The organism is Vibrio sp. Vb1755 (assembly GCF_033338635.1).
Classification (GTDB): domain Bacteria; phylum Pseudomonadota; class Gammaproteobacteria; order Enterobacterales; family Vibrionaceae; genus Vibrio; species Vibrio alginolyticus.
The window spans coordinates 14,654-32,223 of sequence record NZ_JAWOTA010000026.1 but is presented as its reverse complement, the minus strand read 5'-3'; the positions used below and the strand labels follow the sequence as shown (position 1 = coordinate 32,223).

Below are 17,570 nucleotides of genomic sequence, written 5' to 3'. Positions count from 1 at the left end.
CAAAATTATCGTCGCCAATAATAGGTATAGATAACCTTTAGATGTAAATATCATATTGATACCAAATATAAAACCTGACTATCTCTGGACGTAATATTACTACCAAAGCTTGACCATTTAGTTACTAGAATAACGACGACTTACACGCTTAGAAACACCCGTTAGAAGCTCATAAGGAATAACTCCAGCACATTTCGCAATGTGTTCTATTGGTAGAGAGTCACCCCATAGGGTCACTTCATCTCCCACTTTGACGGCAGAATTATTCCCAATATCGACACTGATTAAGTCCATAGAAACCCGCCCAACAAGGGGGTATTCAACCCCATTGATCAGCACTGGCGTTCCATTTTTTGCACTTCTAGGGTAACCATCCGCATACCCAACCCCAATCACCGCTAAATTGGTGTCTCGCTCAGAAACCCAAACACCATCATAACCTACAGGTTCACCTTTAGAATGGCGACGCACCGAGGTAACATAGGCCTTTAAAGATTGAGATGTGCGCAGCCCTAAGTCTGGACCTATTTTATCGCACAAAGGGGATAGGCCATATAGTGAAAGACCGACTCTAGCATAGCTTTGACCATTGAAGTAACCTTGTAAAAGCCCTGCAGAGTTTGTAATTGAGGTTCTCACATTTAGGTTAGACGTAGTACTTTCAAAACTGTCTAACTGGAAAAGACTTCGCTCAGAATCATTGTCAGCAGAAGAGTAATGACTCAAGATCCCTTTTACCGTGATATTTGGCATAGATTTTAGAGCTTCAAGAGTACGATCAAGCTCATCAGCATGTAGCCCCAAACGATGCATACCGCTGTCAAACTTAATCCAACATTGCAACTCGGTTTCTGTAGAAAGCGTTCTCAAAATATCAAGTTGACTCTCGGAGTGGACTACAACTATAAGCTCATGCTCAATAGCCTGCATTAGATCATCGTATGTATTAACACCAGAGAAAACTAAAATATTTTTTTTTACACCTGAGCTCTTTAAAGCTAGCCCCTCAGATAGGCGAGCGACAGCAAAAGTGCTAATAGAGTCAATAGCTTGACAAACTTCTAATGCACCATGTCCATAAGCATCTGCTTTTATTACACCAATAAGCTCACATTTAGCATCTGTTTTTGCACTTAGAACTTTCGCGTTATGTTTAATCGATTCTAAATCAATTAATAGGTAGGGCTCAGCCACTATTATTTACCTTCTTCCTTACTAAAATATTGCTAGATGCGTGTTTAGGTACACCACAATCGCAGCCGTCATGCATGCACTAAGAAGAAAAGCAATGCTTTCTTTTAAAAGGTAGTGCTGTTTTACTTTAGTATTAACCAGAGCATAAAGTATAAACGCGGCAAAAATACAGCTTAACATTGTCGACGATGCGGAACCTAAAATACCATATCTTAGTGTTAAAAAATAACTTAATGGAATATTTACTAACGTAGCAAATAGAAAACCAAACATTTTGTATTTTGCAGTTTTTTCTTCCAGAGAAAGAACATTAGTATAAAGTATATACAATGTATTAAACAAAAAGCTTAAGCTAAGAACTACAAATACATCATAACTAAATTCTATTTTATCACTATATATAATTTTAAAAATAAACGGCAATAAAAAAATACAAGACAAAAAAACCAAATAGTTAGTTATCAAGAGACTCTTTGTATTTTTACTCATTTTTTCTAAAGAAAGGTATCCATATTGTGAGTATAATTTTAATAACTTAGGCATATATGCTTTGTTCATCGCAAGTATCACAATTTGAATTGCACCCGCTAGTAAAAATATAGACGTATAATTTGCCAACTCTTTTACTGCTAATAAGGAAGTAATATATGCTTTATCCACCATGGAGTTAACAACAGAAAAAACACTCACAGGTAAAATTATTGCAGAGTACTTTACTATTCTAAAATAAGACTTTTTATCAAAGGAAAGTACTTCTTTAAAGAATTCAGTTAACTTAAAAAACCTAGAAACAATAATAAATACAAACACTATATTTAGAACTAGTATAGAGTTTAAATATGAATCAGAACTTTTAAAAACATATATCGATGTAAGACCAACAATAAACTTCATTGCAAAGTAAAAGATAAACCAGAAGAAATATTTGGTCTTATCAAAACTTAAGCGACAAGATAATAAATACAAGTTAACAAAATATTCTAAGAATACTATCCAGAACATTTTTGTCATTTGATACTTTAAAGAAACTATATTGAATAAGAGATAATCATCAATGAATGATAATAATATAGTAACTAAAGTAAATAAAACAAATCCCGTACCCGCAACATGAATACTATTTATAAACAATCTTTTTTTATTTTTTCCTAATTCTTGATTGTAGAAAATAGAATAAGCAGATTCGCTTGATAGGCTTACCATAGGTACTAAAGCGGTAAGTAAAGCTAAGAAAAGTGTTAATTTACCATACTCTTGAATACTCAACAAATGAGATGCAGAGGGCATTAACAAAAACTGCATGCCTTTTACTAAAATATCAGCCAATAGATAGATTACTACTGGCTTCAACAATAGTAATTTAATACTATTAAAATTCATAACATTATATCTTTGACAAAATATTTTGCATTTTTAAGATATTTTGTTGAAGTGCAGGATGAACCCTATGATCTCCATAATCGAAACTCAAACCTAATTCAGTTTGAATCGATTTAGTATCACTATCCAACCGAGTCTTCAATTGTTTAAACTCATTAGATTTAACCCAATTTTCATAATTCATTACACCGCTTCCCCTAATAACGAAGTTACCCATCGCTAATAGTTTTCTTGAAACCGTCGTTATTGGGTTCGGTTTACCAGATAGAGTAGGCTTGAAGTCTTGACCTTGAATTGCAGACAACTCTGGTAATCTTTTAGCAATAAACTCTTGGAATAGTTGTCTATTGAGCAATTCGTCTTCATTAAATTGCTGGACAGTATCTAAGAAGAATGGAGTATAAATACTGTAAGAGTCTTTTTGGCCTAAAAAGCTTTCAAAAGCACCTTTGGCATTATTTCTTCCAAGGCCAAAAATCGCATAGTTCATCAACTTCTCTGAGTTAGAGAGAGTATCAAGTTTAGCATAAAATGCTTCTATATCAGCAACACACTCGTCTAACTCACTCTTTGTAAAGAAATCACCAAACCCAGACATATTCAGTTTTGGTTTAAAGTTTAAAGACAAACCTGTAAACGAGTTAATTGCTTTCTTTACTTTGGCTGCTTTTGGCTTTGTACTTAGCAAAGATTGGTACAATAATGTGTGGTCAAGAAGCGTGCTGTGTTTAATTGAACTGTAAAGTGGAGATGCACCAATGACAAAGCCGCTAGCACCAGTAATTAAAACATTTGATTTTAACTCGCGAACATCAACAATCTTAAAAATTTGAGAACCAACTTCAGGAGCAAGGTTTGATTCCATATCTAGCTGTGTTTTAAGAGGTATCGAGTTATATTCTAATGTACGTCGCTCCAATCCAAAATGTTCTGCAATTTTATTTGCGCTGTTAAAATCATTAGATAGAAACAACTTTCTTGGTCTTTCCAAACCGATAGTAAAGCCTTCTATCTGCATTTCATTTTTTTGGGCGTAATAAGGAATTATACGAGAATCAAGTCCACCACTAATACCTACAGCAAAACTCGCTTCATTAGGATTAAGTGCTTTAACTGTACCAAGTGCGTTGGTAAAAGTTTCATCAATTAAATCAAGCTTGTCATCATATGACAGTTGGTTATCAAGATAACTAAACCGCCAGTATCGTTCCGATAATACAGATTCCTTTTCCAATTCTATTTTTAGGATAGTAGCTGCAGGTACGGTCTTTACACCCTTGATAATAGTACGCTCATTCAAACCAGTAAAAAACACGACTTGTTGTTTAATTGCTGTGACATCAAGATCATCTACGCCAAACGATAAGACTTCTTTTATCTCCCAGAAATCATCTGAAATTGTAAGTAAACCTTTACTTATATGGTAAAATATATTTTGTTTACCCGGACGATCAGAGACAATTCTTATTTGTCCGGTGGTAGGGTCTAGAACAACAATAGTAAAGTTGCCAATTAATTTCGCCAAATAACTTCTATTGTTATCAAGTATAGCCTTAATGACTTCATTTTCATTTTCTAAGTATAAGCTACCAAATACGTGATAATAAAATAATTTATTATCAAACTGAATGTCTTTGTTCAGACCAGTCTGCGAAGTTTTGTTTATTTTTATTAGCATTTAAATTTCCAACTAATCAACTACGAATAACTTTATAGTTGATTCTATTCCCATGTATTAATTCAAAAATATTTAATTTAATTTATCCATATTCTCGAGCATAACCTCTGCGATATGAAAATCCACAATAGTATCTATATCAACTGATCTTTCAATGGGCATCCTATGCGCTTTTACTTTATCAGAGTAGAAGATCCCTTTATTTTCAACAAAACTATCTACCTTGAAAGCATAAATGGATCCGTTTAGGCGATAATATTCAGGCAAGTCTTGCGAACGTTTTCCTACGACAGATTCTGGGAAAAAGTGCCCCATTGTCTTGTCCTCAGGTAAGGTGTTTGCCCATAGAGGGCTATGTTCACATGGACAGACAGACACAACACCTTCCGTCTTCTCGTCAAATGACGCAAGTAATTGATCAATATCCTCTGTGCTTCTCAGAGGAGAAGTTGGCTGTAGTAGTACAATATAGCCGAAGCTTTCGTCGATTTGCTCAAGTACATGTAAGATCACACCATTGGTACTAGCAGTGTCACCTGCAAGCTCTTGCGGTCTTAAAAAAGGCACTTCTCCATCATATCTTCGTGCAACTTCCGCAATATCTTCACAATCCGTGCTAATAATAACTCGGTCTATGTACCTTGATTTTTTTGCCGCTTCAATTGACCATGCTATTAATGGTTTGCCACCTAACTGTTTTATATTTTTTCCCGGTAGTCGCTTGCTGCCCCCCCTGGCAGGGATTACAGCAATTACTTTTTTACCATCTAACATTACTCTAGCCCCAGAGACAGTATATCCATCTGCGCACGGTTAAAGTCATCCATACGGCCAATATCAAGCCAATATTCGTGAATTGGGAACATCAATACTTTTTGTCTCTCTTCCATGTGTTGCTCGAGCAACGTAGGCATGTCGATTTTCTGATTCTTTTCTACTGATTGAATCACTCGAGGAGACAAAACATAGATACCAGCGTTAACAAAAAAGCGTTGAACTGGTTTTTCAACCATGCTGGTAATTTGATTACCGTCCCCATTAATAACACCATAAGGAATTTGGTAGTCGTACTCTCGAACACACATTGTTGCATCTGCATCATTTTCCATATGGAAATTTAACAAGCGCTGGAAGTCTACTTTGGTCAACACATCGCCATTGATCATAATTAAAGGTAGATCTCTTGGCATATCTTCAGGTAGTAAGCCGAGAGCACCACCGGTACCCAAAGGAGTCTCTTCGTGTACATATGAGATGCTAACCCCCAAATCAGTACCATCACCAAAGTGTTGGTGAATTTGTTCTGGCATGTAGTGCGTTGAGATGTAAAAGTTGCTAAAACCAGCTTTGATAAAACTCTTGATTACAGTTTCTAGAATAGGTTTATCACCAACTTTTAACATTGGTTTAGGGCAGTTGTCCGTCAGCGGTCGTAAGCGAGTACCAAAACCACCAGCCATAATGAATACTGGGTTCTGATATTTATCTTTACTCAGCGCACTGTGAAGAGTTTCCAAACCTACGACTTTGTTGTCTTGGTCAAGTAACGGAACCGATAGAATTTGCTTTTTTTCCATTAACTCTACAAGATGCTCTTTTGATGCGCCTTGCTCTGCGGTAATTGGCTCAGAATTCATTACCTTGGCAACCGAGTCGGTTAACACCAGATCATTTAATAAGCCACGTCGAATATCACCATCAGTAATCATGCCTAGAAGCTTTTTATCTTGATCAACAACCACAGCGACACGCAATGCTTCGCTGTTGATGATTTCTAATGCCTGCTTGATTGTGCTTGATTCTGATATCAGCGTTTTTTGCCAACAATGACTCATATTCTACCTTTGTTTTCTAAGAATTTGTTTTAATTACTGCTCTAGCAGGATATGCAATGGTATTTTCTTCTAAAGACTTAGTGAGACTAGCACCAGCCCCCACGATAGCGCCACTGCCAATAGATATCCCTTGGGTAACCGTTGAACCAGCTCCAACATAGACACTTTCTTTTGTCTCGACTTGACCACACAACGTTGCTTTAGGAGCAATATGGTTATAAGCACCTATTTTACAATCGTGCTCAACCAAGGCACCCGTGTTGATTATACTATGGCTCCCCACTGTAGCCCCAGTCTGAATCATCGCCATAGGTAAAATCTGAGCACCAATTTCAATTTTAGAAAAAGGTGAAACGAATGCACTGTCAGCGATGACCGTCTCAAACTGATAACCTAATGAGAGAAAGTATTCATTAATTTTTTTCTTAAAGCCGGATTTGGGCATCATTCCAATACCGTTGACCAAAAGAATCTTGTCTTTGTCAAACCTCAGAATATCTTTGTCCTTTTCAAGGATGGAAATTCCTTTAAATACAGAACGTTGACTGACATCTTCAGGGCTTATCACGGCAAGTATGTCTCTTCCCTGCGTAAGCAGTATTTCAGCAAGAACGGAGGCATGACCACCTCCACCAATCATTACAATAGGAAGATTCACCTCATCACTCAATGATCAACTCTCCTGCTTTGTATCCTTTGGTTGCTTTAGTGCCAAGAAGTTCCCAATAGCGATAAGGGGACAAACCAATGCCTGGACGCTTAATTGTGAGGTTAGATTCTGTTAACGCTTCGCCCTTTTCAATATCCTTTGCTGCTACTAAGCTTTTGCGTGCTACGGATTTGTTTTTCACTTCAGAAACTGTAGGAGTTTTTACTCTAGAGCCTAATGCAATCTCAATCTGACGGATGGCTTTTACCATTGCCTCTAGCTCTTGTGGCTCTAGAGAGGCTTTGTGATCTGGACCTTCCATGTTTTTATCTAACGTAAAATGCTTCTCTATAAGAACAGCACCGCGAGCAACAGCCGCAATTGGAATCGTAATTCCTTCACTATGGTCCGAATAGCCTGCCGCCAAGTCAAATGCTCGCCCTAGCGTATCCATTGCTCTTAGGTTGATTTCTTCCATTGGAGCGGGATATTCCGTCGTACAATGAAGAATTGTTACTTTCTCTTTTAGCGCTTTTTGACCAGCTTCTGATGCATAAGCTTCTTGGAAACCTAGCATCGAAGGTTCTGCTTTTTCATCTGTTGTATAACCGAAAGCAATCACTCCAAGAGCTGTCTCAATTTCGGAAAGTGTTGCCATACCTGTTGATACAATAAGATCACAACCAGTACGAGCATGAGCCAATACAAGAGGAGCGTTCGTTAACTCACCGGAAGGCAACTTCAAGCGCGTTAAACCAAGATCATTGACTAAGAAATCTAAACTTTCTAAATCGAAAGCTGTTGATAGAAACTCAATACCAAGCGAACCACAGTATTTGACGAGATCATGGTGGGTCTCGTACGACAGTTCTAAACGGCTTAACATCGCTAACTGAGACTCTTGCTTTTGAGTATTTGTTACTTGATATTCAGCTTGCTTAGCCTCTTCGGTAACTAGGTTTTTTGCTTTAAAAGTTTGGAACTTTACTATATCCGCTCCAGCTTTGTGAGCAGCATCGACCAACGAAAATGCTAGTTCTTCTTGACCGTTATGGTTTACACCCGCTTCGGCAATAATCAAAGTCATTATTGTCTCACTCTACTTTCTTGTTTAAGTCAGGTTCAATGTTTACATCATAAAAAGACTTACAAGGATCAAAATCCAGTCCTTTAATCATCTCTATGACTTGTTTGCTACTATCACCTTGCCCGTAGGGGTTAGCAATATTTTCATCTTCAGCTTTATACTTTCGGCTCACAGCGAGGCCAATCGCGTTACTGATGGATTCTTTCATAGCAGTGGTGTTTAAAACACTTTTTGCGGCCAAGCGTCCTTTTTGTCTAGCCCCTATATTCACTGTAGGGACATCAAAAGCTGGTACTTCAATAATACCACTCGACGAATTACCAATAACTGCAGCCGCATGCTTTACCGAGCTCAAATAACGCACTTGCCCTAGTGATGGGATTGCCAAGACACGTTTTGGTTGACTTGCCGCATAATCTTCTAGCATTGGGATAATGCGTCGACCACCGTCATCTGCGTTAGGGTAAGTTAATATAACTTGATGATCAGGGTATTCATCCAATGCGTCTAAAAGCGATTGAAAGCTTTCCTCTGGAGATTCATCACCCAGAGTAACAGGATGATAAGTAACAACAAAATAAGGTTTTGTGAGCTCAAAACTTAGTGATTCACTCAACTCAGAAACCGTCATAAAAGACGCTCGGTTTAGGTGGTCTAAGCCAATTGCACCAATATTTCTTACACGGGCTGGTGATTCACCAAGTTGAATCACTCGGTTTCGGTATTCGTCTGTCGATGTACCATGTAGGTAACTCAACTTGGTAATCGCATGACGAATTGCATCGTCATAAGCACCTTCTGTTATTTCACCACCATGAAGATGAATGATCGGAATACGAAGTATCATAGCCGTTTGCGCAGCAGCGAGCGCCTCAAAGCGATCCCCAAGAATGACAAGAACATCTGGCGCTAGTCGCGACAAGGCATCGGCAAACCCTAAGACACCCAACCCCATACTTTTCGCTGTACCTACAGCGGAATCAGAAGACAACAAAATCTCTATTTTCTCATCGATATTGAAGCCATCTTTTTCAATTTGTTTGTAAGTATCACCGAATTCCGGTGATAGGTGCATACCAGAAACAAGCAATTGAAGTGTTAGGTCAGGATCGCTTTGTATGTCCTTTAAAAGCCAAAAGAGCAGACCATACTCTGCTCTTGTACCAGTAAAGACCGCAACCTTTTTATGTGTCTGCGTCATGTATGTATTAAACCTACTTAGCCTTTGATTTCCACTGGGGTACTTGGAAGATTGATTAGGTGCGCCTCAATAAACTCTGAGTAAGTTAGATCACCACGTATTGCATTCTCAAACATGGGTAATCTGTGCATGAGCTGCCAAATCGGTCGAGTCATCACGCCTGAACCATTTGTGCCTTTAAGTACCTCTTCGCGACTTTCTTTATCCGGACAAATGATTGCATTTAACCAATAGTTTGACTTCGCATACCCAGGCTCAGTGACAAAGTTAAAATCTGTACCTTTGAAGAAGTTTTTATAGCGTTCTGCAAGCAATCTCTTTTGCTTCAAATACTGCTCGATAACTTCCATCTGTGCACATCCCAGAGCAGCATTCAGGTTAGGCATGCGGTAGTTAAAGCCAGGTTCATCATGGAAGAACTCATACGGATGAGGAACTTTTGCTGTCGTCGTGACATGCTTAGTACGCGCACCTAATCCTTGAGTCTTACATAACACCATGCCACCACCGCCTGTGGTGATGATCTTGTTGCCATTGAAGCTGACAGCACCAAAATCACCAATAGTACCGGTGTGTTTGCCCTTATAGAACGAGCCTAGGCTTTCTGCGGCATCTTCAACCAACGTGATGTTCCATTTCAAGCAAACGGCAACCAGTTCATCAAGCTCTACAGGGTGACCAAACGTGTGCATTGGTACAACGGCTTTGATTCTTCTACCTGTTTTTTTATGAATACACCCCGTGTCTGTGACTTCAGCATTCTCTTCTAAAAATGCATCCACAGCCTTAGGACAGAGCCCCAAACTCACCGGTGAAACATCAACAAAAACCGGCTCAGCTCCCATATGATAAAGAGCATTACAGGTCGCAACGAACGTCAGTGCTTGCGTGATGACCAGATCGCCTCTTTGAACATCAGCCATGTACAATGCCGCATGCAATGCTGCTGTTCCATTCACAGTCGCTACAGCTTTAGTCGTACCGGTGTAAGCTTCAATTTTTCTCTCAAAATCATCAACAAACTTACCGACGCTAGAAACAAATGTACTTTCAATCGTTTCTATTACGTACGCTTTTTCGTTGCCATCAAACGTTGGTGCATGTAAGGGAATAAATTCGTCTGTTTTGTAAGTGTCTCTCACAAATTCAACAATAGTTGTCGCTTTCATTGAATACTCCACTTACATCTTGCTATCGAGGTATTTACCCGTTTCTTTGTGCCCAAAATCAGGGATCATGGTAAAGAACAGTTTCACAATCTGCTCTTTAGTCCAAGCTCGCTCACCTTTCATCTCAGAAATACTGTTTTCAAACAAAGTAAGAAGCTCTTGCTCATAAAGAGGTTCATTTTTGATGATGCCCAGATTTTCGAATCGAGACATATCTAGCTCTTCTTTATCTGTGAAAAACTCTTCAAAATCTTTCTCGCCAGTAGTATCACTCGTCGTGAACAAGCATGGCCATTTCCCTTGCTCTGGAAGCGTATGTGCAAGTTGGCGAGCTTCTTCTTCTGTTTCACATAGGTGGGGTTCAAAACCAAGTTGCTCTAGGTATTTCACCGCAATATCTGCAAACGAAATAAGGTGCAGAGCTTCACTCAGTTTCGGGAAGAAAATGTCACGATTTTCACCAAAGACACAAGACATTAAACATAGTTCACCCGACTCTTGAGGAGTAACAAAATAACGCTTGATGTCGTTTGGTGCCACGATAGGTTGGCGCTTTTGGATACGTTGGTTAAATCCGTGTAGCAGCGAACCATCAGAGAATGCAACATTTGCAAAGCGAGCTGTTGAGATTGCCATTTGCTCACTTTTACGCATTAGGAACATTTCCATAATACGTTTTGACGCACCCATCATATTGACAGGGTTTGCAGCTTTGTCAGTTGAAACACAGAAGTACTTTTTCGCACCCGCATTAATAGACTGTTGGATCGTTTTATCGGTATTAAAAACGTTTACATCAATCATACGCATCAATGTATAAGGATCTTTTTCACTTCTAACATGCTTAAGCGCAGATAGGTTCAACACATAATCAAACTTACCATCGGCTTCAATGAATGCATCGTACTCTAAAGAACCAATGTCCAGAGCAAATGTTTGGAAGTCACCATCAATATAACCAAATGAGCTACGGATATCTCGAACAAGCTCCACCATATTGTTTTCGCTAATATCAACAACATGTAGCTTCTTAGGATTACGTTTGAAGATTTCTTTAGTTACAGCTTGTCCAATTGAGCCTGCACCACCCAAAACAAGGAAACTTGACTCGGAAACAATGCGTGACAGTTCTACTTCATGGTTTTCAATATCTTTTGTGAATAAGGCTTCGGTACGACCGATTAAAGGCAAAATAGCGTTCATTACCAAATCCCCTTGGTGTCTACTAAGTATGGTGAGTCTATTGACTCAACTTTAAATTCTTTATGGTCAACAAGCATTACATGAATATCTGCCGTCGACTTTGCAGCGTCAAAGCCCTGAAGTTCAACTTGCTCCAATGAACTTGGTAACTGATGAATATTAGGTTCAACTGCAATTACATTCCCCGCATGGAAAGAAGCAATTTCTTTTACAATCTGCATTGCAGGGCTTTCACGTAAGTCATCGATGTCAGGCTTAAAAGCTAAGCCGTAGCAAGCGATTGTAACCTCTTTGGCTGTTTTATCAGCATGCTCTTGCAGAAAGTCTGCAAGAGCCATTTTAGTTTTACCGACAACCCAACTAGGCTTGCTGTCGTTAACTTTACGTGCGGTATGAATAATCTGAGCTTCTTCCGGAGTTTTTGAAACGATAAACCAAGGGTCAACGGCGATACAATGTCCCCCCACCCCCGGGCCAGGTTGAAGTATGTTCACGCGTGGGTGACGGTTTGCTAATGCAATTAGCTCCCAAACATTGATATCTAACTTATCACAGATAACAGAAAGCTCATTTGCAAATGCAATTTGAACGTCACGAGAGCTGTTTTCGGTCAACTTTGCCATTTCAGCAGTGCGCGCATTAGTGATAACACATTCACCTTGAACAAATGTTTGGTACAACTCAACAGATCGCTGCGAACATTTGGGTGTTAGGCCGCCAATTACACGGTCATTTTCAACCAATTCTCGAACGACATGACCTGGCAACACACGCTCTGGACAATGCGCAATGTTAATGTCAGCGTTTTCGCCATGAGTTTGAGGAAAAGTAAGGTCTGAACGTGCTTGAGATAACCAATCAGCCATCTGTTCCGTAGCTCCCACTGGTGAAGTCGATTCTAATATAACTAGATCTCCTTTCTTTAGGACAGGCGCAATTGCTTTACTCGCTGCTTCAATGTAAGAAAGGTCAGGTGCTGGAACGTCACCCTCTTTACAAGGTAAGAAGGGAGTTGGAACAGCAATAAGAAATGCATCTGCAGCTTCTGGAGTTGTTACTGCTTTTAGGTAGCCTTCTTTGACAGCGGCATTTACGATCATATCGAGCTCAGGCTCAACGATATGAATTTTACCTTGATTGATAGTGTCTACAGCATGTTGGTTAACATCAACACCAACAACCTTTTTCTTGCGTGATGCGAACATTGCTGCTGTTGGCAGACCAATGTAGCCCAACCCCACAACTGATACTGTTTCAAAAGACATATATACTTCTCGTTAAATTAAATTATTTTGCTAAAACATCTAGAATTCGTTGACATGCTTTTCCATCACCGTAAGGGTTATGTGCGAAGCTCATTTCCTTATACGCTTGCTCGTCTTGAAGCAAAGTTGTTAAACCCGTAACGATTCGATCTACATTGGTACCAACCAATTTGACCGTGCCTGCCTCTACAGCTTCTGGGCGCTCTGTTGTATCTCTCATCACTAATACGGGCTTACCTAAAGAAGGCGCTTCTTCTTGAATACCGCCCGAGTCGGTTAGAATAATATGAGATCTATTCATTAAGTAAATGAATGGTAAGTACTGTTGAGGCTCAATCAGATGTATATTGCTTATTCCCGCAAGAATTCGGTTTACAGGTTCACGTACATTAGGATTCAAGTGCATTGGATAAACGATTTGAGCTTCTGGGTGCTTTTGCGCAGTGTAGGCTAGCGCCTCACAAATACGCTCAAAACCACCACCAAAGCTTTCTCTTCTGTGTCCTGTAACGAGTACTAACTTTTTATCTTCACGGAGAAATGGGAATTGTTCAGACAGGCTATGTTGAAGAGTCTCATCATGATCGATTTTTTCTTTGATCAACAAAAGAGCATCAATAACAGTGTTACCCGTCACCGAGATACTCTCTTTCTTAAAGTTTTCTTTCAACAAGTTGTTTTGTGAGGTCTCTGTAGGCGCAAAGTGATATTGCGTAAGCGCCCCCGTTAACTTTCTATTTGCTTCTTCTGGCCATGGTGAGTAGATATTTCCAGTTCTTAAACCTGCCTCTACATGACCAACAGGAACTTGCTCGTAGTACGCTGCTAGACTAGCAGCAAACGTTGTTGCTGTATCGCCATGTACTAAAACTACATCAGGTTTAAACTCTTGTAATACTGATTTGAGCTCTAACAAGATTCGTGCGGTCACATCATTTAAAGATTGCCCTGCTTTCATCAAATTTAGGTCATAATCTGGCTTAATTTCAAATAGTTCAAGCACCTGGTCTAGCATCTCTCGATGTTGAGCTGTTACACAGCATTTTGCTTCAAATCGTTCATCAGAAGATAAAGCGTGAACCAAAGGGGCCATCTTTATTGCTTCTGGTCGGGTACCAAATACCGTAAGTACTCTTTTCTTTGTCATCATTACTGACCTAATGTAAAACTTAAATAATAATTTTCATGGGCACGTGAATATTGTTCACGTCCCCTTTAAGTTGTATTTTTCTGCGCTTAACTCAGCGATGTTTCACTAGACTCCAATCGGTCTCTTTTTTTTAAAACGAAGCGGATTAGTACAATCATAATACCAAAAACAGCGCCAAGCAGCGTCCCTGCAATACAGATAAGAGCTCTCTTAGGCGAAGCTTTTTCTTCTGGAACCACCGCAGGATCGATTACTTTAAATACGAATTCTTCTTGAGCTTCTGCAAGCATTAAGTTCTTCGTTTGCTCTTCAATTAGCTTATAAAAGGCTGACTGCATATCAGCAACCGCTGTTTTCTGAAGCTGTTTACTCAAATAAGTTAGGTTTTTATTAGTATCTTGAATTGTACGCTCACGCATTACTTGATTAATATCTTCAATCAGCCAATTCACCCACTGCTGAGCTACATACGGTGAATAGTGGCTCACAGATAGCCTAAATAGTCCAGATTCTTTATCAGGCTCAATACTCAAAACATCTGTGACGAATAAGCGGTAGGCTTCTTGAGCTGTAGGCTCTGCACCTCTTAGGCCTTGAGGCTTTCTCAACCAAACTTGCTTATCTTTATCGTAAAGTTCATCGTCTAATATCAATTTGTTTCCCCCAATATCCCAACCTTTACTACCCATGAGAGGCACTAGAATGTCATGCTTCTGTACAAAGGATTCAATAAATTGACGAGACTTTATGACTTGAATAGCTAAATCAGTTTGGTTGCTCTGGCTTGGTAAACTAACTCCCGCAAGTGATGCCAATCCACCTAGCTGGCCAGAAACTGCCGCTAATCCACTAGCATTAGAGTTTTGAGCTGGGGATAGAAGAGCATCAGCCCTGTAGATGTTCGGCTTTGACAACGCAAATGCCACAGCAACAGAGGCAAAAATGACCGTAGTAAGAATAATGACCCACTTCCCTCGCCAAAATGCAGAAAGTAGTTCACGTAGATCTATTTCATCTTCGGCAGGAACATGTGTATAAGGATATGGGGACAGGTTTGGGTATTGCTCAGATTTCATTTCACTTTATCCCAGTCAATTAGCTTCTTGCTTATTGATTAAATACAGATTTATACAAACTATATACGCGAGCCAAGGTTACCCTAGACTCGCGTATGTTGTTATTGCAATGCGTTAATTGCCACACCAGTTTGATATAGGATCTGCGTTGCTGCAGTCCATGTACTCAAGGCATCACGGTAATCGGTATCGATTGGAACTACAATTGTATCACCGGCTTTTAACCCTTCTTTATTGTTTCCGAACCAATAGCCTGATGAAGGCTTGTAAACAGAACCATCCGCACGTACTACAAAAATGCGATCTTCATCCGCTTGCTTTTTAGCGCCTCCGGCTTTGTTCAGATAATCATCGACGTCAAGTTTGTTGTCTAACAAGTAGGTAATTGGAACCTGAACTTCACCCATTATTGATACAGTGTTTCGGAAAGTCGGAACAAAGAGGAAGTCACCGTCCTCGAGCATAAAGTCTGCTGAGCGCTCCCCCTTCAAGATACGATTTAACTGCACAACCATACGACCAAGAGCTTTGCTGCGACTTGCTTCCTCAACAAATGCTAGTGTTTTTTCTGGATCTGAAATTACAGAACCTATATTACTATCGGCTCGGAACGTCTTCTTCGCTGTTTCTTTTCGCATATCTGCGGCGTATTGGTTTAAAAGCTTCTGCTCTTGTAAACGCAATGCTTCACGCGTAAATATCGCTCCTTGAGGGTGAGCGAACTCTGTGAGACCACCCGCTCGATCCAATAGCTCACTTAAAGTTTCACCTTGACGCACGGTATAGGTTCCAGGGAAACGAACTTCACCCTGTAAAGTGACTGTGCTTTGTAGCTTCACATTTGGCTTTTCTAGGATGTTCAAACGATCTCGGCCTACGATAATTGCATTGTCCGAAACACTGCCTTGGATTGCTTTACGCAAATCAATACGCTCAACATCAATATACGCACGCTCATCCGCACTATTAATCGCGGTTCGTGCTAATTCTGCATTGATTGTGAATGCGTTGTAAGTCAAACCACCAGCAGCTTCAATCAGCGTTGATACCGTCATTCTTGGTGTAATTGGGTAGCGACCTGGGTGCTTCACTTCACCAAAGACTTCAGCAATTTGAGGGGCTAAACCTAAACGAGACTGTTGTTGGAGCTGCAGCAATACGGGTGCAAGTAAAGTGCGACGAGTATTCTGCTTCAGCTTTTCAAAGTCTTCCTCTGTAATCTCTTTACCGCGGAAAATGATTTTTCTTTCTTCTTTTTCTTGCTGGTTCCAGCCAACATGATTCTGTTGGTTATTGAAATTAGTTTGTTGCTGATTATTGCTAGTCATCGCATTGTTGCCTGCGATTACCGAACCTGCTGGGTTATTAACCATTGCAACAGACGAGCTCATCTGTTGCTGTTCTTTCTGCTGCTCCATCTCCGCCTGTTTTTGGGCTTGCTCGAGTGTTTTCGCTTTTGTAATCTCTTCATCGTTAGCGAGTGTATCTAAATCTTCGTTATTGAAACGGTTGAAGACTAGAACTCGGTCACGAGAACGCAGAGACATATTGTCTTTGCTGTTAGGAGATAAAATCGCATTCGCGAGGTTTATCTGAAATACTTCGATATCACGTTGAGTATTAACTTCTCGAACAACAACGGCGTAGTTAACATCAGCAGTCGCATTGAATGCGGAGTCAACAGATTTAAACAAATCAGCAATACGTAGACTTTGATGCCACTCTACATAACCAGGGTGTCTGACATCACCTTCAATTTGAACATATCGAGTAAGCTCTTCGCTTTTTTTCAAGACTTTAATAGCATCGCCATTTCTTACTTTGCTTTGCTTATCTTGACTCTTACTAAAGTCGAGAGTGACCGCTTCACGAGTCCCATGCGTTGCATAACGTTTGATTTCTAACTGTTCTTTATACGCATTGGCAGTAAAACCACCTGCTATTTGAATAAGTTGTTGGTAAGTTTCACCCGGCTTAACCTCGTAGATTGCAGGGCGGTTAATCTCGCCTTCTATAGACACAGTATCTTTAACAGAGCCGATTAGAACAACATCATCTGGAAGTAAGCGCACATCATCACTCGCATCACCTTTTAGTAACAGGTCATACATGTCCAACTTACGAATAATTTTTCCGTCACGCTTTAGTTGAATATCACGTAGTGCCCCACTTTCACCAAAGCCACCGCTGTAGTAGATAGCCTGTGATATTGTCGTTAATGCGCTAACCGTGTACGCGCCTGGCTTATATGCATCACCCATGATAAATACTTGCATGGTGCGTAATTCACCTAATGAGATATCACTACGAACACCTATCATTTGCTCTTTTACACGTTGTGTTAGAGAGTCTCTAACATCGGAAAAGTGCATACCGGCAACATTTAAAGGACCAAGAGAAGGAAAGTTGATTGTTCCTGCACGATTTACACGTAAGCGATGTGTTTCGTTCTCCTTACCAAACAACTGCACGATGATTTCATCACCTGCACCGACAGTGTAATTCGCTGGAACTGGAACATCACTGATCGGAGCAAAGGTGCTTGGAGAGCCGGCAAAGAGTTCAAGACCAAAGCGTTGTAATTCATCATCCTCTTTCTTGGCATCCCACATTTTTTCTAGTTCAGTAGAACTCGCCCCACTTGATTGAGGCCGAGGTTGCATGACTTGCGGATTTGAGTATG

At 40.0% G+C, this 17,570-nt stretch carries 13 protein-coding genes and 1 pseudogene; all 14 read right to left on the bottom strand.

What is annotated here, in order from left to right:
* Positions 1 to 117: 117 nt before the first annotated feature.
* Positions 118 to 1,194, bottom strand: coding sequence for an alanine racemase (alr, locus tag R7E00_RS18495; protein ID WP_085569706.1), 1,077 nt, complete (start codon positions 1,192 to 1,194; stop codon positions 118 to 120).
* Positions 1,195 to 1,215: 21 nt separating this feature from the next.
* Positions 1,216 to 2,574 carry a polysaccharide biosynthesis C-terminal domain-containing protein gene (locus tag R7E00_RS18490; RefSeq protein ID WP_213885618.1) on the bottom strand — a complete coding sequence of 453 codons (1,359 nt, stop codon included), beginning with the start codon at positions 2,572 to 2,574 and terminating at the stop codon, positions 1,216 to 1,218.
* A gap of 4 nt (positions 2,575 to 2,578) precedes the next feature.
* Entirely contained in the window at positions 2,579 to 4,252 is a 1,674-nt protein-coding gene (locus R7E00_RS18485; RefSeq protein WP_262606302.1) for an asparagine synthase-related protein, read from the bottom strand.
* Between the two features lie 72 nt (positions 4,253 to 4,324).
* Positions 4,325 to 5,026 (bottom strand): cytidylyltransferase domain-containing protein, encoded by a 702-nt coding sequence (locus R7E00_RS18480; RefSeq protein WP_085569709.1) that lies wholly within the window; start codon positions 5,024 to 5,026, stop codon positions 4,325 to 4,327.
* Positions 5,026 to 6,087, bottom strand: coding sequence for a nucleotidyltransferase family protein (locus tag R7E00_RS18475; RefSeq protein ID WP_054574214.1), 1,062 nt, complete (start codon positions 6,085 to 6,087; stop codon positions 5,026 to 5,028). Before R7E00_RS18475 ends, R7E00_RS18480 begins: the two co-directional genes overlap by 1 nt.
* Before the next feature lie 16 nt (positions 6,088 to 6,103).
* Complete coding sequence (locus tag R7E00_RS18470; protein ID WP_213885619.1) at positions 6,104 to 6,757, bottom strand: acetyltransferase; 654 nt, start codon at positions 6,755 to 6,757, stop codon at positions 6,104 to 6,106.
* Positions 6,750 to 7,823 (bottom strand): N-acetylneuraminate synthase, encoded by a 1,074-nt coding sequence (gene neuB / locus R7E00_RS18465; protein ID WP_054574212.1) that lies wholly within the window; start codon positions 7,821 to 7,823, stop codon positions 6,750 to 6,752. Before neuB ends, R7E00_RS18470 begins: the two co-directional genes overlap by 8 nt.
* 7 nt (positions 7,824 to 7,830) lie before the next feature.
* Positions 7,831 to 9,024, bottom strand: coding sequence for a UDP-N-acetylglucosamine 2-epimerase (gene neuC / locus R7E00_RS18460; RefSeq protein WP_054574211.1), 1,194 nt, complete (start codon positions 9,022 to 9,024; stop codon positions 7,831 to 7,833).
* 17 nt (positions 9,025 to 9,041) lie between these two features.
* Complete coding sequence (locus tag R7E00_RS18455) at positions 9,042 to 10,193, bottom strand: LegC family aminotransferase (RefSeq protein ID WP_213885620.1); 1,152 nt, start codon at positions 10,191 to 10,193, stop codon at positions 9,042 to 9,044.
* Positions 10,194 to 10,205: 12 nt separating this feature from the next.
* Positions 10,206 to 11,396, bottom strand: a complete 1,191-nt coding sequence (locus tag R7E00_RS18450; RefSeq protein ID WP_213877163.1) for a UDP-N-acetylglucosamine 4,6-dehydratase — start codon at positions 11,394 to 11,396, stop codon at positions 10,206 to 10,208.
* On the bottom strand, positions 11,396 to 12,661 hold the full coding sequence (gene wecC, locus R7E00_RS18445; RefSeq protein ID WP_213885621.1) for a UDP-N-acetyl-D-mannosamine dehydrogenase: 1,266 nt from the start codon (positions 12,659 to 12,661) through the stop codon (positions 11,396 to 11,398). The genes R7E00_RS18450 and wecC overlap by 1 nt, the downstream gene beginning before the upstream one ends.
* A gap of 22 nt (positions 12,662 to 12,683) precedes the next feature.
* Positions 12,684 to 13,808: a non-hydrolyzing UDP-N-acetylglucosamine 2-epimerase gene (gene wecB / locus R7E00_RS18440; protein WP_054574207.1), complete on the bottom strand. Its 1,125-nt coding sequence runs from the start codon at positions 13,806 to 13,808 to the stop codon at positions 12,684 to 12,686.
* Between the two features lie 89 nt (positions 13,809 to 13,897).
* Positions 13,898 to 14,887: a Wzz/FepE/Etk N-terminal domain-containing protein gene (locus tag R7E00_RS18435; protein WP_213885622.1), complete on the bottom strand. Its 990-nt coding sequence runs from the start codon at positions 14,885 to 14,887 to the stop codon at positions 13,898 to 13,900.
* 101 nt (positions 14,888 to 14,988) lie between these two features.
* Positions 14,989 to 17,469: pseudogene (locus R7E00_RS18430) on the bottom strand (SLBB domain-containing protein); the annotation flags it as partial.
* Between the last annotated feature and the right edge of the window lie 101 nt (positions 17,470 to 17,570).